This window comes from Nocardia sp. Root136, from assembly GCF_001427185.1.
In the GTDB taxonomy this organism is placed as follows: Bacteria; Actinomycetota; Actinomycetes; order Mycobacteriales; family Mycobacteriaceae; genus Nocardia; species Nocardia salmonicida.
In genome coordinates this window covers 247,270-272,885 of record NZ_LMFE01000011.1, presented here as the reverse complement: position 1 = coordinate 272,885, position 25,616 = coordinate 247,270, and the positions used below count along the sequence as shown (strand labels likewise).

22 protein-coding genes and 1 tRNA gene are annotated in these 25,616 nt (G+C 67.5%); 13 read left to right on the top strand and 10 right to left on the bottom strand.

The window, feature by feature from the left end; all coding sequences use genetic code 11:
* The first annotated feature begins 77 nt into the window (after positions 1-77).
* The 7 genes from ASD42_RS28880 (at position 78) to ASD42_RS28850 (ending at position 10,560) form a co-directional block, all read left to right on the top strand.
* Positions 78-1,457 (top strand): MFS transporter, encoded by a 1,380-nt coding sequence (locus ASD42_RS28880; protein ID WP_084466009.1) that lies wholly within the window; start codon positions 78-80, stop codon positions 1,455-1,457.
* Positions 1,458-1,500: 43 nt separating this feature from the next.
* The gene (locus tag ASD42_RS28875; RefSeq protein WP_056822428.1) at positions 1,501-2,421 is read left to right on the top strand and encodes a DMT family transporter; all 921 of its coding nucleotides are present in this window, start codon (positions 1,501-1,503) and stop codon (positions 2,419-2,421) included.
* Positions 2,422-2,516: 95 nt separating this feature from the next.
* Positions 2,517-4,412: a serine/threonine-protein kinase gene (locus ASD42_RS28870; protein ID WP_056822426.1), complete on the top strand. Its 1,896-nt coding sequence runs from the start codon at positions 2,517-2,519 to the stop codon at positions 4,410-4,412.
* 78 nt (positions 4,413-4,490) lie between these two features.
* Positions 4,491-5,657 carry a DUF7373 family lipoprotein gene (locus tag ASD42_RS28865; RefSeq protein WP_056822423.1) on the top strand — a complete coding sequence of 389 codons (1,167 nt, stop codon included), beginning with the start codon at positions 4,491-4,493 and terminating at the stop codon, positions 5,655-5,657.
* Between the two features lie 17 nt (positions 5,658-5,674).
* Complete coding sequence (locus tag ASD42_RS28860; RefSeq protein ID WP_156677622.1) at positions 5,675-7,540, top strand: serine/threonine-protein kinase; 1,866 nt, start codon at positions 5,675-5,677, stop codon at positions 7,538-7,540.
* Positions 7,537-9,453: a protein kinase domain-containing protein gene (locus tag ASD42_RS28855; protein WP_056822418.1), complete on the top strand. Its 1,917-nt coding sequence runs from the start codon at positions 7,537-7,539 to the stop codon at positions 9,451-9,453. Before ASD42_RS28860 ends, ASD42_RS28855 begins: the two co-directional genes overlap by 4 nt.
* Before the next feature lie 57 nt (positions 9,454-9,510).
* Positions 9,511-10,560 carry a Gfo/Idh/MocA family protein gene (locus tag ASD42_RS28850; RefSeq protein ID WP_056822417.1) on the top strand — a complete coding sequence of 350 codons (1,050 nt, stop codon included), beginning with the start codon at positions 9,511-9,513 and terminating at the stop codon, positions 10,558-10,560.
* A 13-nt stretch (positions 10,561-10,573) separates the two neighbouring features.
* Here ASD42_RS28850 and ASD42_RS28845 read toward each other — a convergent pair whose 3' ends face one another.
* Both ASD42_RS28845 and ASD42_RS28840 read right to left on the bottom strand, forming a co-directional pair.
* Positions 10,574-11,950, bottom strand: coding sequence for an FAD-binding oxidoreductase (locus ASD42_RS28845; RefSeq protein ID WP_056822415.1), 1,377 nt, complete (start codon positions 11,948-11,950; stop codon positions 10,574-10,576).
* A 28-nt stretch (positions 11,951-11,978) separates the two neighbouring features.
* Complete coding sequence (locus tag ASD42_RS28840) at positions 11,979-12,341, bottom strand: hypothetical protein (RefSeq protein ID WP_056822414.1); 363 nt, start codon at positions 12,339-12,341, stop codon at positions 11,979-11,981.
* Between the two features lie 150 nt (positions 12,342-12,491).
* On the opposite strand from ASD42_RS28840, the gene ASD42_RS35765 reads away from it, so the two are divergent.
* Positions 12,492-15,371: an ATP-binding protein gene (locus tag ASD42_RS35765; protein WP_056822411.1), complete on the top strand. Its 2,880-nt coding sequence runs from the start codon at positions 12,492-12,494 to the stop codon at positions 15,369-15,371.
* On the opposite strand, the gene ASD42_RS28830 is transcribed toward ASD42_RS35765, so the two are convergent.
* From ASD42_RS28830 to ASD42_RS28820, 3 genes are all read right to left on the bottom strand, one after another.
* Positions 15,372-15,641 (bottom strand): DUF4242 domain-containing protein, encoded by a 270-nt coding sequence (locus tag ASD42_RS28830; protein WP_056822409.1) that lies wholly within the window; start codon positions 15,639-15,641, stop codon positions 15,372-15,374.
* 69 nt (positions 15,642-15,710) lie between these two features.
* The gene (locus ASD42_RS28825) at positions 15,711-17,246 is read right to left on the bottom strand and encodes a Rieske 2Fe-2S domain-containing protein (protein WP_056822407.1); all 1,536 of its coding nucleotides are present in this window, start codon (positions 17,244-17,246) and stop codon (positions 15,711-15,713) included.
* Between the two features lie 101 nt (positions 17,247-17,347).
* Positions 17,348-18,238: a hypothetical protein gene (locus tag ASD42_RS28820; protein ID WP_056822406.1), complete on the bottom strand. Its 891-nt coding sequence runs from the start codon at positions 18,236-18,238 to the stop codon at positions 17,348-17,350.
* Positions 18,239-18,437: 199 nt separating this feature from the next.
* On the opposite strand from ASD42_RS28820, the gene ASD42_RS28815 reads away from it, so the two are divergent.
* Together ASD42_RS28815 and ASD42_RS28810 are read left to right on the top strand one after the other, a co-directional pair.
* Positions 18,438-19,199: a lysophospholipid acyltransferase family protein gene (locus ASD42_RS28815; protein WP_056822792.1), complete on the top strand. Its 762-nt coding sequence runs from the start codon at positions 18,438-18,440 to the stop codon at positions 19,197-19,199.
* A 32-nt stretch (positions 19,200-19,231) separates the two neighbouring features.
* Entirely contained in the window at positions 19,232-19,753 is a 522-nt protein-coding gene (locus ASD42_RS28810; RefSeq protein ID WP_056822403.1) for an OsmC family protein, read from the top strand.
* An 11-nt stretch (positions 19,754-19,764) separates the two neighbouring features.
* Here ASD42_RS28810 and ASD42_RS28805 read toward each other — a convergent pair whose 3' ends face one another.
* Positions 19,765-20,556, bottom strand: a complete 792-nt coding sequence (locus ASD42_RS28805) for an AraC family transcriptional regulator (protein ID WP_056822400.1) — start codon at positions 20,554-20,556, stop codon at positions 19,765-19,767.
* Positions 20,557-20,641: 85 nt separating this feature from the next.
* Between ASD42_RS28805 and ASD42_RS28800 the strand changes: the two genes are divergently transcribed.
* Entirely contained in the window at positions 20,642-21,514 is an 873-nt protein-coding gene (locus tag ASD42_RS28800; RefSeq protein WP_056822398.1) for an NAD(P)H-binding protein, read from the top strand.
* Positions 21,515-21,558: 44 nt separating this feature from the next.
* On the opposite strand, the gene ASD42_RS28795 is transcribed toward ASD42_RS28800, so the two are convergent.
* Positions 21,559-21,981, bottom strand: a complete 423-nt coding sequence (locus ASD42_RS28795) for a hypothetical protein (RefSeq protein ID WP_056822395.1) — start codon at positions 21,979-21,981, stop codon at positions 21,559-21,561.
* Between the two features lie 85 nt (positions 21,982-22,066).
* Positions 22,067-22,444, bottom strand: a complete 378-nt coding sequence (locus tag ASD42_RS28790) for a hypothetical protein (RefSeq protein WP_131816867.1) — start codon at positions 22,442-22,444, stop codon at positions 22,067-22,069.
* A gap of 207 nt (positions 22,445-22,651) precedes the next feature.
* On the opposite strand from ASD42_RS28790, the gene ASD42_RS28785 reads away from it, so the two are divergent.
* A tRNA-Gly gene (locus ASD42_RS28785) sits at positions 22,652-22,723 on the top strand.
* Positions 22,724-22,757: 34 nt separating this feature from the next.
* On the opposite strand, the gene ASD42_RS28780 is transcribed toward ASD42_RS28785, so the two are convergent.
* A complete protein-coding gene (locus ASD42_RS28780) occupies positions 22,758-24,188 on the bottom strand; it encodes a lipase maturation factor family protein (RefSeq protein ID WP_056822392.1) in 1,431 nt (476 codons plus the stop codon).
* A 72-nt stretch (positions 24,189-24,260) separates the two neighbouring features.
* A complete protein-coding gene (locus tag ASD42_RS28775; RefSeq protein WP_056822389.1) occupies positions 24,261-24,890 on the bottom strand; it encodes a hypothetical protein in 630 nt (209 codons plus the stop codon).
* Positions 24,891-24,995: 105 nt separating this feature from the next.
* On the opposite strand from ASD42_RS28775, the gene ASD42_RS28770 reads away from it, so the two are divergent.
* The gene (locus tag ASD42_RS28770) at positions 24,996-25,583 is read left to right on the top strand and encodes a DUF6636 domain-containing protein (RefSeq protein WP_235569870.1); all 588 of its coding nucleotides are present in this window, start codon (positions 24,996-24,998) and stop codon (positions 25,581-25,583) included.
* The last annotated feature ends 33 nt before the right edge of the window (positions 25,584-25,616 follow it).

Below are 25,616 nucleotides of genomic sequence, written 5' to 3'. Positions count from 1 at the left end.
GGCCGGTCGCGACGCGAACGATAGAACCCATGCGGATGCTCTTCTACGGCTGTTGACCTTCCCCGCTCCGGCACGCGGTGGCCTGGTTGAGGCGTGATCCGACCGGTGTCCGCGACCTCACGGTGCGCGCGGTCCTGTTCAAGGGCACGCGTGACCTGCTACCGATCTATGCCCTCTACGGCGTTCTCTTCGCCGATCACGGACTGAGTACCGCACAGATCTCGCTGTTGCTGGCGATCTGGTCGGTGACCGCGTTCCTGCTCGAGGTGCCCTCGGGTGCGTGGGCCGACACGGTGTCGCGCCGCCGGCTGCTCGTCCTGAGCTGTGTGTTGCAGGCCGCGTGTTTCGCCCTCTGGATGCTGGCGCCGTCGTTCGTCGGCTTCGCGCTCGGCTTCCTCGTCTGGGGTATCGCGGGCGCACTGGAATCGGGGACGTTCGAGGCGTTGATCTACGACGATCTGGTCGCACGCGGCGAACCGTCCGCCTACGCGCGAATCATGGGTTGGGCGCGTGGTGCGCAGGAGAGCACCGTGCTCGTGGCGATCCTCGCCGCCGCACCGCTGTTCGCGCTCGGCGGCTATGAACTGGTCGGCTGGGTCAGCGTCGGTGTCGGTCTGCTGCACACGCTGACCGCACTGGCTCTGCCCAGCGCGCCCGTCGCCATCTCCGCGACCGCCGTCGATGATCTCGACGACGAGCCAGCACCAGGACCGGTCGGCCCGCACGTCAAACCGGGAGCGGCGTCGGCTGGTGCACCACCGTCGAATTCGCACGGGTCCACTTCGTCGCGCTATCTGGCCATGCTCAAAACCGGCCTCTCCGAAGCACTTCACGTTCGCAGGGTCCGCCGAGGTGTGCTGCTCGGCGCACTCCTGTACGGCGTCACCGCCTTCGACGAATACTTCGGCCTACTCGCGGTCTCCGGCGGCGCTTCGACCAGCACCTCGGCTTTACTGGTCGGCGTCACCGTCGCGGGTTCGCTGATAGGTTCGCTGTTGGCCGGTCGCACCGAGGTCGTATCGAATCGAACGTTGGCCGTCGCGCTGTTCGTCGCCGGAATCCTGTTCGTCGCCGGCGCGTTGGCGGTCGGAGCGGCGCAGGGCCCCGCGCTGGTCTGGGTGGGATTCGTCGGTATCGGCATCGCCTACGGCATCGACTTCAATGCCGAGGTCATCGCGGGTGCTCGGCTCCAGGATGCGATCGAAGGCCCGGCCAGGGCTACCGTCACCTCGGTCTCCGGGCTGCTCTCCGAGATCGTCGCGCTCGGTGTATTCGCGTTCGTCGCGCTCGCGACCCAGTGGCTCGCGATGTCGACGACTATCGCGCTGCTCGGATTGGTCATCTTGGTCGCCGCCGCGTTGACGCCTACCTGGCTGCCGCCGCGTCCCGTCGCCGCGCGTGATAGGACTGAGAACGCAACCCCGGATCAAGAGGGAGAACGTGAGGCCGACCGCTAGCCGTCATGACCCCGGACGACCCGCAGGAGTCGGGAGTAGGCGGATGAGCCTCGGGCTGATATTCGGGTTCGGTATCGGGGCGGGTGTCGCGGTGCAGGGGCGGATCAACGGGGCGCTGGGCGCGCGGCTGGCCGATGGGATCGCTGCGGCCACCATCAGCTTCGGCACCGGTCTCATCGCTCTGCTGATCGCTTTCGCGTTCAGCCCGGCGTTGCGGGCGGGTGTCACCAAGGTGCGTACCGCGGTATCGGAGGGCGGATTGCCGCTGTGGCAGTTGCTCGGCGGATTGTGTGGCGCGTTCTTCGTGGCTGCTCAAGGCCTTACCATCGCCGCGATCGGCGTCACCGCCTTCACCGTCGCGGTGGTGGCGGGTCAACTCCTGAGCAGCCTCGTCGTCGACCGACTCGGCCTCGCCCCTAACGGTCGAACCCCGATCACCCCATGGCGTGTATTCGCGGCCGCCCTCGGCATCACCGGGGTCGTGCTCTCGGCCGGCGGCGGTTCGGCCCCGACCACCGTCGTCACCGGTGTCCCCGACCTCCCCGCCCTGCTCATCGTCCTTCCCGCCCTCGCGGGTATCGGCCTGGCCTGGCAACAAGCGGTCAACGGCCGAGTAGGCGCCACCGGCGGCCCCTTCACCGCCGCCCTGATCAACTTCGCAGTCGGCCTGACCGCCCTACTCCTGCTCGACCTCTACATCCTGTCCACCACCGGCCTGCCCACCGAATTCCCCACCGACCTCTGGCTCTACACCGGCGGCCTGATCGGCGTCGCGTTCATCGCTCTGGCCGCGGTCACGGTGGGCATGATCGGTGTCCTGCTGCTCGGTCTCACCTCGGTGGCAGGCCAGCTCGTCGCCGCGATGGTTCTCGACGCGGCTGACGGAAGACTGTCGCCAACCACCGTCGTGAGCTGTGTGATCGTGCTGGGCGCGGTGGTAGTGGCGAGCCGGAGCAGTCGCTGACCCAGACGCCGAAATGCTAGGTTTCAGGCGAAATGCGGCCGGGTGATTCGGCCGGTCTGCCGATGCGGCGGACAGGGAGTTGGGGGAGTACCGAATTGATCGATCCGCTGTCGACGAGTGAATCGCCGATGATCGGGCGCTACCGGGTGCACGGTGTGCTCGGTGCCGGCGGGATGGGTCGGGTGGTGCTGGCGACGGGGCCCGACGGCCGATTCGTCGCCATCAAACAGATTCATTCGCATCTACTCGACGATCGTGAATTCCGGGCCAGGTTCGAGCGTGAGGTCGCCATCTCCGCCCGGGTGTCGGGAGCGTTCACCGCCGCGGTGGTCGACTTCGACACTGCAGGCGAAACACCGTGGCTCGCTTCGGTGTTCATCGCAGGTGTGCCTCTGGACAAAGCGGTACGAGAGCTCGGCCCACTGCCGGTTCCGGCGCTACGCACGCTGGCCTCCGGAATGGCCTCCGCCCTCCACTCGATCCACAGCGCGGGCCTGGTGCATCGAGATCTCAAGCCCGCCAACGTAATTCTGGCCGCTGACGGACCGCGCGTGATCGACTTCGGCATCGCGCAGGCGGTCGGCACCGGGGCGCAGCTCACCGAAGTGGGCGCCGTGGTCGGCTCGCCCGCGTACATGTCACCGGAACAGGCGAACAGCGAGCCGATCACCTCCGCGAGCGATGTCTTCTCGCTCGGCTCGCTGCTGTGCATGGCCGCGACCGGAACGGCACCGTTCGCCTCGTCCTCCGCTCCCTACACCTTGTTCAACATCGTCCACAGCGAGCCGCAACTCGACCAGGTCCCCGCGCCGCTGCGCGACCTGATCGCGGGATGTCTACGCAAGGACCCGAGGGCCAGACCGACACCCGCTCAGATTCTGGACTACCTGGGGGTCCTGCCCGTTCAATCGCAGCCGTGGCCCGCGCCTGTCCATGCCGAAATCGCGGACCAGACACGGAAACTGGTCGCGCTGACCTCGGACCCCGAGGCGACGCAGATCATTTCGGCACACACGCCGATCGCACCGCCGCCCGTCGAGGTTCCTGCCGAGAAGCGCCGAACCGCACTCCGGCTGGGAATCGTCGCGGCGACCGCAGTCGTGATCGCAGGAGCGATCACAGCGGTTGTCCTGCGCGGCAACGGGACTGCGACAACACCTCAGGACACGCCACAGGCGATACCGACCGCGACGCTTCCCGGCCTCGAGAAGCTGCGTGGCACCGATGCGTGCACCTGGCTGCCACAGGCTCTCGGAGGGAGACTGCCCACTGAGGTCGCCGAGAAGGCATCGCCGGATGTCTCGGCCTGGCGCTGGCAGGCGACGTCGAGTTGGGGATGTGACGGCAGCTCAGGTGGCGCGCGCATGGCCGTCGAGATCGGTGCCGCGCTGAACGGATTCGAATCCGGCAAGCAGGTGGTCAACGGTTACGCGATTGCCCGCCGCGGCGACGACTGCGCGTTCGCGATCGAGGGCGGCGAGCAAGCCGCGCGCTGGGGCATCATCGTCGACACCTTCTCGCGCGGCGAATGCCGCCTCGCCGCCCACGTCCTCGAGCGGCTTACCGCCTCGCTCGGCGAACTGCGTCCCGACGCCGCCGCGCAGAAATCGCTGTCGTCGGTAGACCCCTGTGCCCTGGTGGACAATTCGGCCTTCGCCGCTCTCGGCCCCGTCGTGGCGAAATCCGCGCACTCCTGCGAGTGGTCGGGTGACTCCACCGTCCGGATCACCTTGTCGCAGCCACGGCGACGAGCGACCTCCATGGAGGAGAAAGTGATCGATATCGGCGACGGTGTGCTGGTCGACAATCTCGACAGCGTGATGCTGGGGCCGAACGAATGCCGTCGGGTGTATCAGTTCCGCAAGGTCGGCGAGACCTTTCGCGAGGATGTCGAAGTGTCCGTCAGCAATCCGAACCAGCGCGAAGGGCAACTCTGCGCGATCGCCGATCCGCTCGTGAAGCAGGCGGTCGGCCGGTTACCCGCGCGGTAGCGGCGCCGAACTCGCGGGTGATAGTTTCACGGCAGAGTTCGGGAGGGGCCTGGCGTTCGACGCTGCGGTCGGAGGGGAATGTTCGTGCGTAATCGGTTGCGTTGGCTGGCGCCGTTGTTATCGCTCACCCTGCTCACCGCGGCATGCGGTGACAACGCCGCACCCGATCACGGTGACTATGCCCTCGAACCGGTGGCGGGCGACTACGACGACGCGCCGAATGCGGTGCGCGGAACGCTGGTGGAATCCGTGCGCATCGGCGAGCGGTTACTGCTCGCCAACCGCATCGACCCGGAATTGACCGACGGCAACGGCGGCGGGCTGATCGTCGGGATACGCGGCGTAGACGATCTGCTCTCGGGCGTCCAGCGGACCGCACTCGGGCCGTTCGACGTGTTGGCCGGTTACGGCGCGATCGCGAGCAACGGCCAGTCGGACAACGAATCGAAGTACAAGCTGCTGTCGATCGCGATCCTGTCCCTACCCGATGAGACCCAGGCGACGGCGGCCGCGCAGGCGATGGCTGCCGCGGATTTCACCGCGAACACCGAGAACGCACCGCTGCCTCTGCCGGAATATCCTGCCGCACTGTCACATTGGCGACCCGGTGTGCCGACGGTCGGAAGCTGGTTGGTGTGGAAGAACCTGGTGATCAGGTTGTACGCCAAGATCATCGAGCCCAGCCCCGAACTGTTGACCGATCTGCTCACACGGACCTACCGCGCTCAGCTGGCCGAGCTCGGCACCTTCGTTCCGACGCCCGCCGCCGACATACCGAAGCTGAAACTCGACAGCGACAAGTTGCTCACCCATATGGTGAAGACCGGCGACTACTGGCCCGACAAGTGGGAATTCATGGTCTACGGGCCTCGTTCCTATGCCCTGCTACGCGACGATCCGTCGGTCAACCTGCGTGATTTCGAACAGAGCTCGATCGACGCGATCGCGGTGTCGTACAACAAGTTTCTGTATCGCGCGCGGGACAGCGAAGCCGCGAAGACTTACGCCGACCTCGAGGAAAAGCATTCGCTGGCTGCCGATTACACCCCGCTGACAGGTCCGCCGGGACTCTCGGGTGTTTCCTGCTACCGCGCAGCGAGGCCGGACAACAGGTCGGTTCCCGCCCGGCGGTTCTCCTGCCTGGTGCGATACAACGAGTTCGTGGTCCGCCTCTACAGCAACCAGGAGACCGATATTCGACAGCAGGCGGTCGCGCAGCACGCGCTACTGAGCGGGTCGTGGTGAACACGGGAGGCGCGGCGATGAAACCGCTGAATTCGCAGGATCCCGAACAGCTGGGCCGCTATCGCCTGCTGGCAGTGATCGGCCGGGGTGGCATGGGACAGGTGCTGCTCGGCCAGGGCCAGGATGGCCGGTTGGTCGCGGTGAAGCAGATCCACCGCCAGTTCACCGGCAATCCGGAGTTCCGTGCCAGGTTCCGGCGGGAGGTGTTGGCCTCACAACAGGTCACCGGCGCTTACACCGCGGGCGTGGTCGACCACGACGCGGAGTCCGAAACACCATGGCTGGCTTCGGAATACATCGCGGGTCCCGGCTTGCAGGACATGATCGGCGAGTTCGGCCGCCTCAACCTGAACGGGCTGAAACTCCTGGCCACCGGTTTGGCCATGGCGCTGCTCGAGATTCACCGCACCGGCCTGGTGCATCGCGACCTCAAGCCGAGCAACATCCTGCTCACCAACGACGGTCCACGCGTGATCGACTTCGGCATCGCCAGGGCGCTCGAGGACGACGTCAACCTCACCGCCACCGGAGCGGTGATCGGATCGCCCGCGTATATGTCACCCGAACAGGCCGAATGCCGCCCGCTGACAACAGCTTCCGATGTTTTCGCCGTCGGTGCGGTTCTCGCGATGGCGGCCACCGGCGCGAGCCCGTTCGACGCGGCCTCCACCCCGCAGGTCCTCTACAACGTGCTCTACAACTCCCCGGATACCACCGGAATTCCGGAGCAGATCCGCGCGCTGGTCGATGCCTGCCTCGCCAAGGACCCGTCGGCGCGACCGACCCCCGAGCAGTTGCTCGACGCGGCGAGCGGGATCGACGGCGAACCTGTCTGGCCGGTCCGGATCCGCAGACGCATCGCCGACTGCCAGGCCGAGGCGGGTCGCTGGGCTGACGGAACCGCTTCTGCCGCAGCGTCGATCGCACCCGAACAGCCGAAGCCGAAGTGGGTGCGACTGGTTCCCGCCGCCGCGGCGGTGTCGGCACTGGTGCTGGCTTCCATCGCTTTTTGGGGCGTCGGCGTCGAGGGCAACGCGGTGGCGATGGACGATCCACCACTGGCGCTGACCCACGACGAATCCCGCCGCCTTGACATCTGCGCGTTGCTCGATCCGTCAGTGCTCGGTGAACTAGGCACGGCGACAAGTGAAGTCGTCTCGAACGCCCTCGGCGGTTGCACCGTCGGGTATCGCGATCAGGCCGGTCGCACGGTGTCTTTCAGCCTGCGTAACAGCGACAATGTCGCCGAGGTACGTGATGACAAACAGCCGATGGGCAGCTCCATCAATTGGATGCCGGTACTCGGACTTCACAAAGAGTCCGCCTCCTGTGACCGCATAGTGGTGACCCAGAGCGGTTTGCCGATGGCGCTGACTATGGGCGCGAGTACCTATCCGCCCGCAGGCGACCTCTGTCCGGCGTCCGAGCGCGCGCTCGCGGCGGTGGTCCGTCGTCTGTCGGTCAATCCGCCGCTGCGGACCTTCCCGCAGGGCTCGCTGCTGCCACTCGACCCGTGCTCGCTGATCGACATCGCGGCCACTCGTTCGTTGGTCGGTGATCCCGTGCGCTCGTCGACTCCCCACAGCTGCGCGTTGACCGGCGCTGATGGCTCCTTTTCGCTCGATGTCAACGAGCGCACCCGGCCGGACAGTGTTACGGGCGGAAGGGTCCGGCAAACAAGCACTATCGGCGATCACACGGTCTATCTCGACGGCAGCGGTCCCGAATACTGCACCTTCGTCGTGATGGTGATGCCGACCAAAGACGATCAGGCCGAGCAAGTGCGGGCCCAGTACTTCTCGAACACCGCGCGGGCCGGTGGGAACTGTGAGACTGCCGGCGATCTGCTCGAACCCGTACTCGAGAAGTTGCCCCCATCATGACGATCATTCCCCTCGGCCCCGGCGATCCACCCACCATCGGGCGCTACCGAGTACTCGGCACACTCGAGTCCGCGGCCGGATTCCGGTCCGTGCTCGCCACCGGCCCCGATGACTCGTTGGTCGTCGTGCGACAGGCGCTACCGGAACTTCTCGACGAGCCGGAGTTCCGGATCAGATTGCGGCACAGTGCTATTGCTGCCATGCGAGTCTCGGGATCCGCCAATACCACGGTGATCGACGTCGATGCTGATGCTGAGAAGCCTTGGTTGGCATCAGCATTCGTTCCAGGCATGCGCCTCGACATCGCCGTAGCCGAACACGGGCCACTGCCTGTGGCTGCCGTTCGCGCCTTGGCCGCCGCCCTCGCCTCGGCGCTGCGAACCGTCCATGCCGCAGGCCTCGTGCATCAGCGCATCCGTGCCGACACGGTGCTGTTGGCAAGTGACAGCGGTCGTCTCGGTGAAGTCGGAATCACCCCGGCCGCCGGGACCGCCACCGCGACGGCCATGGGCACCCCGGACTTCCTGTCGCCGGAACAATCGCTCGGGTATGAGCTGACGCCGGCGTCGGACGTGTTCTCCCTCGGATCGGTTCTCGCTTTCGCAGCCTCCGGCGTCGCACCGTTCGCCGCACCATCGGTGCCGTACACGCTGTTCAACATCGCCCAGCGCGAACCCGATCTGAGCCGGGTGCCGGAGCCGCTGTTCGAGATGCTGGCCGCGTGCCTGCGCAAGGATCCGGCAGCCCGCCCTACTCCGGGGCAGATCCTCGACTATCTCGGTGCCCAGCCGAGCGGTCCGCCACCGTGGCCCGCCCCCGTGCTCGACGACATCGGGCGCCAGCAGCACGAGATCTCGGCGCTGCTCGCCGCCATGCCCGCGATTGCCGCACCGGAACCTGCACCTGGACGCCCCTTTTCGGTGGTCATGGCCGAGTCCGGTCGTGCGAGCATGGAATACGGCAGGCGTGCACTGGAATCCGGGCGTCTTCGTTGGAGCGCGGCGAGTCCGAGAGCTCGAACCAGCCTGGCAGGTGCACTGGCAGCACTGCTCGTGGCGCTCGTCGGGATCTCTTACTTCGCGACACGCGAAGAGAGTGAGCCGGGACCGGTGACCGGTCTGACCCTGGCGCAGTTGCGGCAGATCGATGCCTGCCCCTGGCTGACCTCGGCCCTCGGCGACTCGGTGCCGGTCGCGCCGACACCACTGGCCGCGGATACCTGGGAGCTGAGTCCGTCCCCGAGTTGGGGGTGTACCGCCAGTTCCAACCGCTACGCCTTCTACCTGTATCTGGGGCGGGAGGACGAATACCTGACGCCGAACAAGACGGTGGTAGAAGGGGTTCCGATCATCGACGGCAGCGCGGCAACCTGCACGCGGGCCATCGCGAGCCCAGGCGCCGAGAGCGAGTCCGGCATCGTCATCGTGCTCAGCAATCCGTCAGGGGTGAAGGAATGCGCGGGTCTCGACTACATCGCGGCCAACCTCGCCCGTTCACTGACGTCCGCGCCGCGCGCCGAGGGCAGGGAGTCCTCGCTGGCTCTGCTGGAACCGTGCACGCTGCTCGACCGCGACGCCGTCGCCGAGAAGATCGGCGTCCTGCCACCCGAGCCCACGATCGCCGACGCGCACACCTGCCGGTGGGACGCGCGCGTGCGAGTCACCCTGGAGCTGGTCAGCACAAGCACGAGCACTACGGGCAAGGACCTGGAGCTCGTCACGGTCGACGGGGTCCAGGTGTATCTCGGCAAGGGCGGTTCGAAGGCCATCTGCTCCCGCGCCTTCCTGATGCCGGATGCCGGGCAGGAGACCATCGAGGTCTCGGTACACGGAACCGAGGGATTCCGCGACGACTATTGCGCGATCGCCTCGTCCCTCCTACGACAGGCGGTCGGGAAACTGCCCGAGCGCTGAGTCGGGCCCGGCTACGGTGAATACTGCGATTCCGCAGACCACCACGAAAGGGCAGCCATGGACAAGCTCGGAGTAGCGGTAGTCGGATACGGCCTGGCCGGGTCGGTGTTCCACGCGCCGCTCATCGCCGCCGATCCGCGAATGCGGGTAGCTGCCGTAGTGACCTCCTCGGAGGAGCGGGCCGCGCAGGCGCGGGCCGAGCATCCGGGAGTGCGGGTGTGGAAGTCGGCGCAGGAGATGTTCGTCGAGGACGAGGATGTCGATCTCGCGGTGATCGCCACGCCGAATCGCTCGCACGCGCCGCTCGCGTTGCAGGCGCTGGCCGCGGGGTTGCCGGTGGTGGTGGACAAGCCGTTCGCGGTGACGGCGGCCGAAGCCGAGGAAGTGGTCGAGGCTGCGGCGCGGGCCGATCTGCCGCTGAGTGTTTTCCAGAATCGCCGCTGGGACAACGACTTTTTGACTGTGCGCGCGCTGATGGATGCCGGTGAACTGGGTGAGGTCCGGCGGTTCGAGTCCAGGTTCGAACGGTGGCGGCCGGTTCCCAAGGGTGGTTGGCGCGAAGTCGGCGATGCCGAGGACGGCGCGGGCATCCTGTTCGATCTGGGCAGTCACCTGGTCGACCAGGCGCTGACGCTGTTCGGCCCGGTCGTCGAGGTCTACGCCGAACTCGACCGCCGCCGCCCTGACGTCAAAGCCGACGACGACGCCTTCATCGCCCTCACCCACGCCAATGGCACCCGGTCGCAATTGTGGATGAGTGCCGTTGCGCCGCAACTGGGTCCGCGTCTGCGCGTGCTCGGATCCGCCAACGGCTACACCGTGTCCGGCCTCGACCCCCAGGAAGACGAACTGCGCGCAGGCCGTCGCCCGGACGCCGGAAAGCCATGGGGCACAGTCGCACCCGAAAAGTGGGGCACCTTCGGCGCGGGCGAGGATCTTCGCCCGATCCCCACCCTCCCCGGCGACTACCCCGCCTTCTACGCGGGCATGGCCGCCGCCCTGCTCGACGGAGCTCCGGTCCCGGTCGACCCCCGCGACGCCGTGGAAACCCTGCGCATCCTCGAATACGCCCGCCACGTAGCGGAACCCGCCGATCTCACTTCGTGAAGGTATCCGGCGACTACTGCGCCGGTGCGATGTTCTGGTTCAGGTGGAACAGATTGGTCGGGTCGTAGGTCTTCTTGACGCCGGCCAGACGGTCGAAGTTGGGGCCGTAGTTGGCGCGGATGCGGCCCTGGTCGTCGGAGGCCATGAAGTTGATGTAGCCGCCGTCGGCGGTGTGGGGCTCGAGCGCGGAGTGGTAGTCGCGCACCCACTTGATGTTGGCCTCGTTGTCGGCCGGATCGGGCCACATACCAGCGATCACCGGGGCGAAATTCGCGGTGCGGTACGCGAACGCGGTGTCGTCCACCGCGACATCCTGCACGGCGCCGTCGATCGAGTAGAGGTGCATGGTGGACTGCACCGCTGGCACGCGGGGGCCGAACTCGAGGTGGGTGGCGAGGGCGCCGTCGGTGAGCTCGGGTTGGAACGCCGCTTTCCAGTAGTGCTGCAGGCCAGGGGGCAACAGACCGTCGAAGGCACTGTTGAGGGCCGGGTAGGGCATTCTGCCGACATGCTCGGCCACCGGTGTCGCGACCGCCCGCAAGTCCGCGAGCAGTGCTTCGGCCTCTTCGTCGGCGCCGTTGAAGCAGGACACCAGGAGTACGAACGGCTCGCCGACGCGTTCCGGGGGGATGAACGGCAGCGGCGGCGCGATCTGGAAGCCGGGAAAGGCGCCCATCGCGCGTGGTGCCGCGGCGATCCAGTCGCGGTAGGTCCGCAGCAGTTCTTCGGCGACGTCGAGCTCGAAGAACATGGGTCCGCCGTAGATCGTGTCCACCGGGTGCAGGTCGAACTCCATTTCGGTGACCACGCCGAAGTTGCCGCCGCCGCCCCGCAGCGCCCAGTACAGATCGGGGTGCTCGGTCGCATTCGCGGTCACGAAGGATCCGTCGGCCAGCACCACATCGGCGGACCGGAGGTTGTCGATGGACAGACCGTAGGCGCGGGCGAGGTAGCCGATGCCGCCGCCGAGGGTCAGGCCGGTGACGCCGGTGGTCGAGATGATGCCGCCGGTGGTGGCGAGCCCGAAGGAGTGCGCGGCATGGTCGAAGTCGCCCCAGTCGCAGCCGCCCTGTACGCGGGCCGTCCGCTGCTCCGGGTCGATGCGGATGCCCTTCATCGCGCTGAGGTCCAAGACGATGCCGTCGTCGACGGTGCCGAACCCCGGCACGCTGTGGGCGCCCGCGCGGATGGCGAGGTCGAGTCCGCCCTCGCGGGCGGCATCGACGGTGACGCGCACGTCGGTGACGTCGACCGCGCGGACGACCGCGAGGGGTCGGCGGTCGATCATCGCGTTGTACACCGAGCGAGCCTCGTCGTAGACAGGCGACTGTGCGGTGATCACCTCGCCGCGGACCGCTTCGAGCATGGTCAGTACGGGTGTGCCGTTCATTTTCGCTCCCTGGACGGGTCGGATCGGGTCAGCTGAACAAACGCAGTGCGTGTTCGTGGAACTGGCGCATCGGCGCCACGGGGCCGACCTCGAGGAAAACGGCTCCGTCGGCCGAGGTCGCGGTGTGCCCAGCGGGCCAGTAGTAGACCTCGCCCGCGCTCGCGGTCTCCACTGTGCCGTCGGCGTGCTCCAGCCGCAGCGACCCCTCGAGCACGATTCCCCAGTGCGGAGAGGGACAACGGTCATCGGGCAGGCCCTGCAGCACCGGACCGAAGTCGGTCCCGGCAGGCACCCGGGCGTGCCGGACAGCCATGTCACCCAACTCGATATACCGGGTCTCCATCTCGCCCTGGGCGACTTCGATGGGCAGATCCTCGATCGGCGTTGCCATGGTGTGCTCCTTCGCGGCGGGCGCTGTGGTTCTTCTGACGGTACGAAGAACCGGTTGCGCGCACCTGACCTGATCTGACCGAATCGGCGTGATGGTGAGGGGGTCAGATCGGACTATTCGCTGGTCATAGAATCCGGCTATGGTCGACAGGTGACGGAATCGGCCTCGCCGAGCAGCGGCACCGACTTCGTCGGTCGGCATGCGGAAGTCGAGCGGCTCGAAGCCGTCTGGGCGGCCGTCGAGAGCGACCGGCGCCAGGTCGTCTTCGTGGGTGGGGAACCCGGCGTCGGCAAGACGAGATTGGTCGCCGAGGCCGCCGCCGCGTTGCGTCCCCACGCCACGGTGCTGTGGGGTGCGTGTCGCGAAGATCTCGACATCGCCTACCGGCCCTTCGTCGCGATCCTCGAACAAGCACTCGAGCAGTTGCCGCCGGAGGTGTTGACCGACATCGCGCCCACGGCGGCGGCCCCGCTGCGACGCCTCACCGCGAGCGTGTCGCGGTACTGGCCGACCGCGGAACCGATTCCCGGCGGGCCGGACTCGCGGCCCGCCCTGTTCGACGCCGTGTTGCGGGTATTGCTGGCGACCGCCGAACGCCGCCCGCTGGTGCTGGTCCTCGAGGATCTGCACTGGGCCCAGGAACCGACCCTGGCGATGCTCACCCATCTGGTCGAGTCGACGGCAGGTGAGCGACTGCTGGTCTTGGCCACCCGCCGGACCACCGCCCCTGATCTCACCGACGCGGTCAGCTTCGCCCTCGCCGATCTGCACCGCCTCGACGGCGTCGCCCGGATGGACCTGGTCGGCCTGAGTATCGAGGACGTGGCCGAATACCTCGTCCGGGCGGCCGGGGTCTCGCCCGGCTCGGCGAGATCGGCCGCGCCGGTGCTGCGCGATCACACCGGCGGGAATCCGTTCTTCCTCCAGGAATACTGGCACGACCTGGCGAATCGCGGCGGCCTCGCCGCGGTTCGTTCCGGCGTCGCCGCGCCGCGTTCGGTCCAGGATGCGCTCGCCCGCAGGCTCGCGGTGGTCGATGTCGACCACGCGCGAGTGATCGAGCTGGCCGCGGTGGCGGGCGACGCCGTGGACCCCGCGCTCCTGGCCGACGTGCTCGGTTCGGCCGAAGTCCTCGCGGGGATCGACTTCGGTGTGCGCGCCGGACTTCTCATCGCGGACACCACCGACGGTGAGTACCGCTTCGCGCACGCCCTGGCTCGCCAGGCCGTGCTCGACCGAATGTCCTCGAGCGATCTAACGGCGGCGCACGCCGGGGTCGCGCGGGCGATCGAAGCGCGGGATCCAGCTCTCGTCGTCGCACTCGCTCACCATTATTTCCGTGCTCGCGCCGGCGGATACGCGGACAAAGCGGTGCACTATCTCGTGCTCGCCGCCCACCAGGCCGAGCGAGGTATCGCCCACCGCGAGGCCGCGGTGCTGTACGAGCGCGCCGCGCAGGTGCGGGTCACGCAGGGCCCGACGCGGGTCGAGCTTCTTTCGGCGGCGGCGCGCTGCCACATGCATGGTGGTGACTTCGACACGGCTAGGAGGCTTTACGAAGATCTGTCCGCCGACGAGGACCCCCGCGTCCGGCTGACGGCCGCGATCGGGCACGAGGACGCGTCGTGGCGTCCCTCCGCGAATGGTCAGCGTTCGCTGGCACTGCTGCGCGAGGCGCTCGCCGCCGCCGACCTGGACCGTGACGATCCGCTGTCGGTGCGCGCCGGCGCGAGTATGGGGCGGGCCGCCGCGTTCACCGGCGATTCCCAGCAGGCTCGACAGATCGGCGAGGACGCGCTGACGCGCGCCAGGGCTCTGGGCGACGAGGAACTGCTCGCGCACGCGTTGAGTACGACATTGTGGCAGGGCTTGCGCCCGGACCTGGCACCGGAGCTGCTGGCCAGAGCGGTCGAGCTCAACGAGATCGGCGCGCACCTCGGCGACGACGACCACCGCGGTCCCGCCGCCTTCCACCGGGCGCTGTTCGCCTACCTGCTCGGCGACGAGCCCGCCTGGAGCAGCGCCCAGCGTGATCTGACCGAGCTGGCGCTCGCTCGCGGGCAGCCGTTCTTCCGCTATGTCGCCGGGTGCTCCCGCTGCGCGCACCGGTACGCGGTCGGCGACTTCGCGGGCACCGAGCGCATCATCGAGTGGCTCGACGACCAGTTCACCCACGAGTTCGGCGGCGCCACCGAAGGCTCGTGGGGCGTACAGCAATTCATGCTCCGGCGGGTCACCGGCGGTCTGGAACAGGTCCGCCCGCTCATCACCGGCGCAGAGAGCTTCGACGACCACTGGTTGCCGGGCCTGCTCGCCCTGTACACCGAGCTGGAGATGTGGCCGTCCGCCGCCCGCCTGCTGACCCACCTGTGCGCCAGGCTCGACGATTACCGTTCGGGCGCGCAATGGGCCGGGGTACTGGCTTTCGCGACCGAGGCGGCGGTCCGGCTCGACGACACCGTGGCGGCGGTGACGTTGCGACCGTTGCTGGCCGAATACGCCGGGACCAACCTGATGGCAGGCGCGAGCGTCGCGGTGTTCGGCAGCGCGGATCGCTATCTCGCCGAGCTCGACTCCGTGCTCGGCGCGCAGACCGCGGACCAGAACTTCGAGCGCGCCCTGGCGATGGACCGGCGGATGGGCGCGGTGACCCACCAGACCGAAACGCTGGCGGCCTGGAGTAGACACCGGCTCCGTACCCCCGACGCCGTGGCAGGCCCTTCCGCGGCCGACCTCGCCACCGAGGCACGCGCGTTGGCACGGCGGATCGGTCACCGCCGCATCCTGCGAGATCTCGACGCCGACCCGGCGCCGCATACCGACCACATGCCGTTGCCGAACGGACTGACCGATCGCGAGGTCGACGTACTCCGCCTCGTCGCCGATGGCCTGTCCAACCGGGAGATCGGCGAACGGCTGTTCATCAGCGCCAATACCGCCGCCAACCACGTGCGCAGCATTCTGATCAAGACCGCGGCACCCAATCGCACCAGGGCCGCGATCTTCGCCACCGAGCACGGGCTGCTCTAGCTACATCGACGCGAAAGTGCCGTCCGGTGTGATCGTGCCGGACAGTTCCATGATCGCGTCGGCGGGGATTCCCGCGCGGACCGCCGCGGCGCGGATCGCGTCGACGTTGTCCGCCTCGTAGAGACAGAACGTCTTGCGTTTGTCCGAGGACAGGAAGGAGCTGAGCCAGCGCACCCCGGCCTCGTCATTGATCCGGTTGATCTCCGCGGCCGTCTCCGGGGCGACCTCCAGCTGTTCGGCGAAGTGCCGCTCCACCATGAATATCGGCATCGACTGTGCCCTTCATCGTGCTCGGTCCCCGAACTCAAGCTACCTCGGTGGCCGTGCCCGGTACAAGGTTCAGAGCTTGCGCGAGCGCAGTTCGTGGCCCTTCGAGGTCTTGCAGCGTCCCGACTCCAGGTCCCACTGCCAGCCGTGCAGGTTGCAGGTGAGGTTGTTGCCTTCCACCACACCGAATTTGGAGAGGTCGGCCTTGAGGTGGGGGCAGCGGCGCTGGACTTCCCAGCCGTCGAGTTCGGTGACGGCGGAGTCGTCGTGCGCCTCGGAGAACCAGCCGTCGGCGTAGGCGATCCGCTCGTCGGTGAGGCACTTGAAGAAGGTGTAGAGGAATTCGTTGTAGCCGCCGATGCGCCACGCCTGGAAGCGGGTGGACAGGAAGATCGTGTTCACCCAGTCCGGCTCGTTGTCGCGCAGCACGGTGCGCACCAGTTCCGGGGCGATACGGAAGCCGTAGCGGTAGCGGCCCTCGCCCTCCAGCGGCGCGCGCACGGTGCGGTGCGGGAAGTCCAGAACGATGGTCTCCTCGCCGATCACCAGGCCGACGGGATAGCCGATGCCGTCGCTGATCAGCGCGCTCTGCTTCATGATCGGTTCGAACAGCTCACGCAGCGGCTCGAGCAGCGAACCCTCGCCGGTCTCCCACGTCGCCTTCTCCGCGGCCAGCACCGGCGCGAAACGCTGCGCCATCTCCTCGATGTAGGCGGCCTTGTCGCCGTAGATCCGATCCGGGTCGAACGGGTGCGCGAGGTCGAGTTCCTTGCCACGCACATCGGCGACCGAACCGGGGATCATCAGGATCCCGCCGGGGTTGCCGTGGATGCTCATCTGATCGAGGAACACGATCTGATCGGGGAAGATGTTGCCTTCGTCGCCGCGATCGTCGTTGAGATAGCGCAGCTCGGAGTCGAGGAACACCGGCGGACCGGCCGACGGCACCACCCAGGTCGCGCCGACCTGCTCGATGTAGGAGCGCGCGCGATCCATCCCGCGCTGACGCTTCTGCTTGCCGAAGTTGGCCTTGGTCCGAGCCGGGATGTCGTACACCGCCGGGTACCAGATCGCGCCCGAGTACTGCAGCAGGTGGATGTCGATGTCGCCGAACGCGTCGTGGATGACGTCCATATCCACCGGACGGGCGTCGTTCATGTTGAAACAGGTGGTCTCACCGTCGGAGATGAGAATGCCGGAGTCACCGATCGGGCCGTCGGCGGGCGCGCGCAACGCCACGACCATGATGTCGACGGAGCCCTTCGGCCCGGTGATCGTGTGCTTGACCGAGTCCTCGGTCTCGAAGAACTTGGTGAACCCGAGCGCCTCGAGCTCACGGCGCAGGTCGAGCACCGGGTAGTCGGGCAGCAGGATCGTCGCGTCCTTGTTCACGTACTTCGCCAGGTGCGCGGCGTCGAAGTGGTCGCGGTGCAGGTGCGAGACGTACAGATAGTCGACATCGCCGAGGGACTCCCAGTCGAGCTGAGAGTTGTCCGGGAACGGGAACCACGACGCGAAGTACGCGGGGTTGACCCAGGGATCGCACAGGATCGTCCCGGCCTCGGTTCGGATATGGAAGCCGGCATGTCCGACGCTGGTGATCTGCACGAGCTGTTTCCTCCTACCAGGATCTGATTCGCCGGATCAATGGCGAGCTACCGCCTCAGGCCCCCTGATTGCTTCGGCGTACCAGCCAACCAGGGTAGTGGCTAAATCGTTACGTCACCGATGCAATAGCCCTCAGCGGTCGCGACAACGGTGAAAGTGCGCGTCCGCGTGCCTCCGGGAGAGGTGGTCACAGGGACGTGAACTGCCAGGTAGTCGCCACGAACCTGGTCGGATCGTAGCTCCTCGCCGGTGAAGGAGGTGACATTGCCTACTTTGCCCGAGTCGCCTGCCAAGGGGGCTGCTGTGGGGTTGCCGGTGCCCTCGGGATCCCAATTGACGGGAGAGGTCTTGCAGGTCAGTGGATGGTCTGCTTCGATGTCGGCCGCGTCGAGTGGTTTGCCGGTGGCGCGAGCGAGGTAACGGCGAACGGTGTGGCGCGCGTCCGCGTCGTCGTAACCGGGCTCGACGCCCGCCGCGGACACCCTGCCGCAGGCGTAGCCGGACGCGACGGACTCGCGGTCGACGGTGACGGTGGTGGTTCGGTTACGCCAGGTCACGGTGTCGGCGGTCGCGGTGCCCGGTGCGGCGAGCGCGGCCAGCACCGACTGCGGGTCGGCGTACATCTCGGCGACGGTGGCCGGGGGAATGGTCCAGCAGTTGTCCTGGAGCTCCTTCACCGTGCCGTTTTGTAGGTCGGCCGCCCAGCGGCGCACGGCGGTGACGGCATCGGCATGGCCCGCGACGGTGCCCACCTGCGGTGCATCGGCAGGGAGCGGGCTGTTCGGCGCCGGTTCGCCGGGTGCGATGGCCTGGGTCGCCGTGGTCGTCGGCGCGGCTGACGTGGTAGACGCGGTAGTGGTCGCCTCGACCGGATCGCCCGGGATACCCGACACCGAGTCGCATCCGGTGACCAGGGCCGCCACGGCGAGTCCGGCGACCAGCGCGTAGGCGCGGCGAGTCGTAGCGATCGGGGTCGATTGAGCGCGTTCCACTTCGACGTTCCTCAATTCCTAGGCCGTGGCACCCGGTGCGATGCGGGCGGTGACTGTCGGGGCGAGCGGACTCGCCGGGTGTAGACCGGTGTGCGCGAAGCGGATTGGCTGCGCGGGCGAACGCCGCGATTCTACGGTGATCGGGCCCACCGAACGCACCCCTGCCGACGGGGAGATCTACGACTACGCTTGGGCAATTGTGGAACCCCTCTACTTCTCGATCATCGGCGTGGCCCGAACACTGTTCTTCCTCGAAGGTCTGAAGTTCACCGTCAAGGGAGCGGAGAACATCCCCGCTACCGGCGGCGCCGTGCTTGCGGTCAACCACACCGGCTACATGGACTTCACCTACGCGGGTCTGCCCGTGCGCACTCCGCGTCGCTACATCAGGTTCATGGCCAAGCAAGAGGTGTTCGACAACAGCATCTCCGGCCCGATCATGCGCACCCTCAAGCACATTCCGGTCGACCGCACCGCGGGCGCCGACTCCTACCAGTCGGCGGTGCAGTACCTGCGCGACGGCGAGCTCGTCGGCGTCTACCCCGAGGCCACGATCAGTCGTAGCTTCGAGATCAAGGAATTCAAATCCGGCGCGGCCCGCATGGCGCTGGAAGCCGAGGTGCCGATCATCCCGATCACCATCTGGGGCGCCCAACGCGTGTGGACCAAGGGCTTCCCGAAGCGACTCGGCCGCACCAACACCCCCATCTCGATCGCGGTCGGCGCCCCCATCCAGCCTTACGAACCCGTCGCCGACCTCACCGCACAACTCCGCTCCACCATGCAAGAAATGCTCGCCGACCTGCAGGAATCCTACGAACACGAGCCCGGCGCCTACTGGGTCCCGAAACGGCTCGGCGGCAGTGCCCCGACCCTCGAAGAGGCAACCGCGCTCGACGACGCCGAAGCGGCCGAACGTTTGGCCCGTAAGGCCGAGAAAACGCAGGAGACCGAAGGCTGACGTTCGCCCTTGCGCGGGCATACGCTCGATAGATGACCACCGCGGCGGAGTTGAGGGCCCTGCAAGCTCCGGTGAAACAGCGCTACCGGGAAGACCCGGCCGCCGCGGTCACCGCGCTGCGCGGTGCGGGCTCGTTCACCGACCACGGCATCACCTGCACGGTGCGGACCTTCGCGGGCCCGGTCCGCGCGGGCCTGCACCGCGCCACCGGCGGTGACGGCACCGATGCCTGCTCGGGCGACATGCTGCTCGAAGCGGTGGCGGCCTGCGCCGGGGTGACGTGCCGCAGCGTCGCCACCGCGATGGGCCTGCCGCTCACCGGGGCCGATGTCGAGGCGACAGGCTCGTTCGACGCCACCGGTACCCTCGGCATCGATCGCACCGCTGAAGTCGGGGTTTCGCCGATCGCCGTGACGATCACCGTCGCCACCTCGGAGGCGGTCGACGACACTGCTCTGGCCAAGCTCGCCGAACTCACCGAGCGCTACTGCGTGGTCGGCCGGAGCCTGCGGCATCCACCGACGATCCGCGTGGTGCGCACTCCCGCGCCGTGATCGCGAACCACTCAGCGTGGCATCTGGCAGCGGGTCGGTGTGGGGAGCTTGCCGCGCAGGTAGGCGGCGGGCGGGACGCCCATCAGGGTGCGGAAGTCGGCGGTGAGGTGGGATTGGTCGTAGTAGCCGGTGTCGGCGGCCAGGTGCGACCACGGGGTGTTGCCCGCGAAGGCGAGCACGCGGCGCAGGCGTTGGATGCGGGCGAAATGCTTGGGGGACAGGCCGATTCCCGCCGTGAACAGGTTGCGCAGCTGGCGTTCGCTGACGGCCAGCTGGGCGGTGAGTTCGGCAAGTGCGGGGGCATTGTCGGCGGTGAGCGCGGAGATCGCCTCGCGTAGCACGATCCGGTGCGCGCGTTCGGTGGGTGATTCCGAGACATGCTGCGGCAGTTGGTCTTCCAGGTAGCTGATCGCCTGTTCGGTCGGCAGCTCTGTCAGCTCCGGCGCGAAACCACCCAGCGGACCGGGCAATTCGTCGAGGCGAAGGACGCGGTCGGTGAGTTCGGTGGCTGCGACGCCGAGGAGCTGACGTGTCACACCCGGTTCCAGCCGCAGCCGCACGCAACCGGCTGGCTCATCGGGTCGCGAGTAGGACGCCTTCGTCTGCGCGCCGACGACGAATACCCTACTGCGGCCGGATTGTTCGGTGCGCAGCACCACCGTGGTCGTCGCCGCGGGAGGATGCGTGAACGGCTGAGCGAGATCGTCGAACACCGGCGTGCTGGTGAGTTCGGTGAGCCAGGGGCGCAACGATTCCGGTGTCGTCACGGGGGTCTCGATGTGCGCCGAGGTCAGATACTCCACCTGATCGACTGTAGGCGGCGCGAGCCGCGATGTCCGTGCCGATTTCTCCTATATTCGCAGGTAGCCCGGCGACCATGCTCATTCCATGATCCTGATCACCGGTGCGACAGGCACCATCGGAAGCGACATCGTTCGACAGTTGGTAGCCGAGGGCGTCGCCGTCCGGGCGGCGACCCGCGACCCGAAGCGGACCGAGTTCCCCGCCGGGGTCGAGGTGGTTCGGGTCGATTACCGCGACCCGACAACGTTCGGGCCCGCCATGCGGGGTATCGAGGCCGCGTTTCTCGTCGGGATCCCCGGCCCGGACGACACCGGCACCGATGCCGCGTTGGTGGCTGCCGCGCGCGAGGCCGGTGTGCGGCGCGTGGTGAAGCTGTCCGCCGTCGGCACCGGCGATCCACGGTTGGGCGTGCCGGGCTCCTGGCATGTGCCGGGGGAGCAGGCCGTGCGCGACTCGGGTCTGGAGTGGACGATCCTGCGCCCCAACACTTTCGCCTCGAATACGTGCAGCTGGATCGAACCGCTCAGCAACGGTCACCCAGTCCCGAACCTCACCGGCGAGGGCAGACAGGCCGTAGTCGACCCGCGCGATGTCTCGGCAGTCGCCGTAGCGGCGCTGCGCTCCAAAGACCACCACGGCCGCACCTACACACTGACCGGCCCCACCCTGCACACCGGCCGCGACCAGGCCGCCGTCCTCGCCGAGATCATCGACCGCCCGATCGCCGTCATCGATATCGCCGAAGCCGACGCCCGCGCCTTCATGGTCGACGCGGGCCTTCCGCCCGCCTTCGTCGACGGCGCACTGACCGGCCAAGCCTTCATCCGCGGCGGCCACAACGAACTGATCACCGACGACGTCGAACGCGTCCTCGGCCGCCCACCCCGCAGCTACGCCACCTGGGCCGCCGACCACCGCGCCGCCTTCGTCAACGGCGCCGTGGCAGCACCCCGCTGACCAGGCAGACGGGTCCGGCGCGTGGCCGCACCGGACCCGTCGGCTCAGTTCATCGTCAGCACCCACGACCCGTTGCAACCCCTGCGGGAGTTCATGTTGCCGTCGTAGACCCAGTTGAACCTGATCGGCGGGTTCGTGCGCACATTCCAATTCCCGGACGGCGAGGTCACCAACTTGCCGTTGCGGGTCAGCACGCCGACCTGGTCGTGGTTGAACTGCCATTTTCCCCCGCTGGTCGGGTAGTTCAACCGCACCGTCACCCGCCCGCCCGTGTGGTTCTGCACCACCAGACACGACCCCGGTTCGGCACGGCTGACCGCGTACTCCCCGAAACCATCGTCGTCCACATTCTCCCCACTGTCGGTGTACTCCACCGGATCGGTGAAGTCGGCCTGCGCGGGCCCGGCCCCCAACACGGCCACCGCCGTCACCGCAACGCCCGCCGCGATCATCCCCAGAGCCTTCATGCTGTTCCTCCCACGATTCCCGCAGCGATTGCTGCTGTCGAAAAGCCTTTCCCCGCACCGATATCCTGCGCAGAACGGGCATCGGTCAACTCGCGGTGAAGATCCACGACCCGTTGCAGCTCCCGCCGCGCGTGGCACCGGTGTCGAAGACCCAGGAGGCCTGCACAGGTGGGTACACACGCAGCTGCCAGTGGCCGCTCGGCGAGGTCACCGGGGAGTCGCCCCAGTCGAGCCAAGTGAGCTGTTCGGGATCGATCTCCCAGTGGCTGTACCCGGTGGGGTAGTCCATCCGGACGGTGAGGGTGTCGCCGATGTGGTTCTGCACGATCAGGCACGACTGCGGGTAGTCGGTTGCCGCGTAGTTGTCGGTGCCGACGAAGTCATCAGCCTGTGCCGAGCCCGCGCCGACGACTGATAGCGCCACAGCCACGAGGGGCGTGGCGAGTAGTGCGGAGACTTTCATGGTGATCCTCCCGTTGTTGTGAAAACTCTCCCGCACAATGTCTTTCGATTGCTTGGCGCGCGCTTAACGAGCCTCGTCGGCACCCGATCTCACAGCTACCCGAGCCGGGTGTGTGAGCCCGGATTTCGTAGTTCGGGAGTTTCGCGCTAGAGTTCCTTTTCGCACGACGAAGTCACCGGCGACCGCCGGATCGGCTTCGGAAGGCACGCGGATGTGGCGCAGTGGTAGCGCATCACCTTGCCAAGGTGAGGGTCGCGAGTTCGAATCTCGTCATCCGCTCAACGAAAAGCCCGGCCATCGTGTCGGGCTTTTCTCATTGTCGGTGGTGTTCGAGGCGCTCGCGATTCAGTGGCGGCAGGAAGTCGCCGATCAGTGTTCGGCGCCACCAGATCCGCTCGCGGAACAGTTCGGCGGGCGTACTGAAGTGGTACTCGTACAGCCGGGCGCGCAGGTAGCGCGGCGGTGCGTCGGGGAAGGGGCAGTGCCGCAGCAGGCGCAGGGTGTCGGGGTCGTTGTCGAGCAGCCGGATGACCAGCGGCAGCGCCCACGAGCGCGCATAGGAGGGGGACAGCGCGGCGAACCACATCAGCCAGTCCAGTCGCAGGTGATACGGCGCCCACTGGCGCGGGCGAGACCGCAGGGCACCCGGTTTGCCCTTGAACTCGTATTCGCGCCACACCGTGTCCGGCTCCAGATGGGTGGCGTCGGTGCCCTCCAGCACGATCTCCTGACGCACCCGGGTGATGCTGCCGAACGCGCCATAGGTGTTGACCAGGTGCAACGGTTCGAAAGAGGCATTCATCGCCTGCCGCGCGGACAACAGATTGCGCACCGGCCAGAAACTCAGCACGACGACCATCGCGACGAAAGCGAGGACAGCGCCGAGGAACCATCGGGGCGGCTCGGCCACCGCCGGCGCGTCCGGCAGCATCGGGTACGCGCTGACAGCGGTCGTCGCCAGGAGCAGGGTCACCCAGTTCAGCCAGGCGAAATTGCCCGAGATCACCAGCCACGACTGCGTGACGATGATGATGCCCGCCGCGACGCTCGCCACCGGCTGCGGCGCGAACAGCCCGAAGGGCACGATCAGCTGGGCGACATGATTGGCCGCGACCTCCACCCGGTGCAGCGGCCGGGGCAGATGGTGGAAGAACCAGCTCAGCGGGCCGGGCATCGGCTGGGTCTCGTGGTGGTAGTACAGGCAGGTCAGGTCACGCCAGCACCGATCGCCGCGCATCTTGATCAGTCCGGCCCCGAACTCCACCCGGAACAGCAGCCAGCGCGCGGCCAACAGCACCAGCAGCGGAGGCGCTACGGTGTCGTTGCCGAGGAAGATCGCCAGAAAACCCGCCTCGAGCAGCAGCGTTTCCCAGCCGAACGAGTACCAGGCCTGCCCGACATTGACGATCGACAGATACAGCGCCCACAGCGCGAACCACAGCGTCATCGACGCCCACAGCGGCACCAGATCCGCGACTCCTGCCGCGATGGCCACCGCCAGCGCCGCTCCCGTCCAGGCCAGGACGGCAAAGAATCGATCGGAGTAGTGCAGGTAGAACAGGCTCGGTGACCGGCGGAACGGGGTCCGAGCCAGGTAGCGAGGCACGGGCAGCATCCCCCGCTCGCCGAGCAGCGCGCGGAATTGCAGCGCGGCGCCGAGGAACGCGAGCGCGTAGACCACCGCCAGGCCACGCTGGAAGATCAGCCTGCCCTGCCAGTACTCGGGCGCCGTGAACCACTCCATGCACTAGCTCCCGCACGGTCGGCCTCCCCGGTTCGATTGTCCTCTTGATGCCCGCTCGGCGGAATGCCCTCGTCAGTCGCTGAGCAGGACCCGCACATCGTCATCGCGCCACCGCCCGACGACCCCCGGGCACACCCGCAGATACTCGACGATGCGATCGGTTCCCCAACCGTGTGACTCGCGCAGGCCCGCGCCGATCATGGCGAGGTATCGGGCCGATGGTCTTTGCGGTGCAACAGTTTCCGGATCCCACGGCGCGGTGAAGGTAAGAATGGGCACACCGTCCTTTGTGCCCGCGTGCAGCACGGTTTCATAGCGGCCCGGCCCGAGACGCACCGTGCCATCGGCGAGTACCCGCGCCAGGTCGAAGTCGGCGCCGGGCTCGCGGTACATCTCCTGAGCTTGGAGATCGGCGAACTGATCGACCGTGAGCAGGTATCCCAGGGCAGCGGTCGGCCGCTTCTCGGTGGGCCGGTCGGCGTAGAAGGCGACGCCCCCGGTCCAGACCGGGCTCTGCCAGGCGAAGTACAGGCTGCCGCGCAGCGTGAGGGCGGCGACGGCCGCGGGTGGAGTGGGATCGCGGAACCCCGGATAGGTATGCGTGGTCTCCGGTGGCGTGCCGCCGCAGCGGTAGAAGTCGAAGCGCGCGGCATGCATATTGGAGCCGTACGCGGCGTACCAGACGTGCTGAGCTGTGGTCACGGGCTCACCTAGTGGGTCACGGTTCCATGAGCGAAGGAAACGAATTCGCTCCCACTCTCGATTCTTCCTTCGAAAGGTCACCGAGGACATCGAGGGGGAGAGTTCATGAGATCAGTCATCGTGGTGGCCGCGCTGGTGGCACTGGCGGGGGGACTCACCGCCTGCGACAACCAGGATTCCGCCGCGCTGCCCACCGACTCGTCCACATCCCAGACCGGCGCGACCGGCACAGAACCGACCGTCGCGCCCGGCAATGCCGCCCCGACCGACCTGCCCTCCCGCGACGCCGCCACCGTCGACGCCCGCGACTACCAGCAGCGCGACAACTTCTACTTCCAGTCGCCCACCGGCAATATCCTGTGCGGCTTCGTCGAGGAGGGCACGCTCGGCGTCGGCTGCCAGCTGGCCGATACGCGCGTGATCCCGCCCGAACTCCCCACCTGCGACAATTCCCCGGCCCGCAAGGTCGCCGCCCATATGTACGGCGGCACAGCGGAATTCCTGTGCACCAGTCAGGGCGTCTTCGTCGGCGAACCGGTGGACGGCACCAACAAGGGTGGCGGCAGAACCCTGAACTACGGCGACACCATCATCGTCCGCGGCGCCGCCTGCACTTCCACCGAACAGGGCGTCCGCTGCGACGTCGGCGGCCACGGCTTCTTCATCTCGGCCGACCGGCAATACCTGTTCTGAGCTAGGTGAACAGTCAGCGGCGATCTCCGTGAT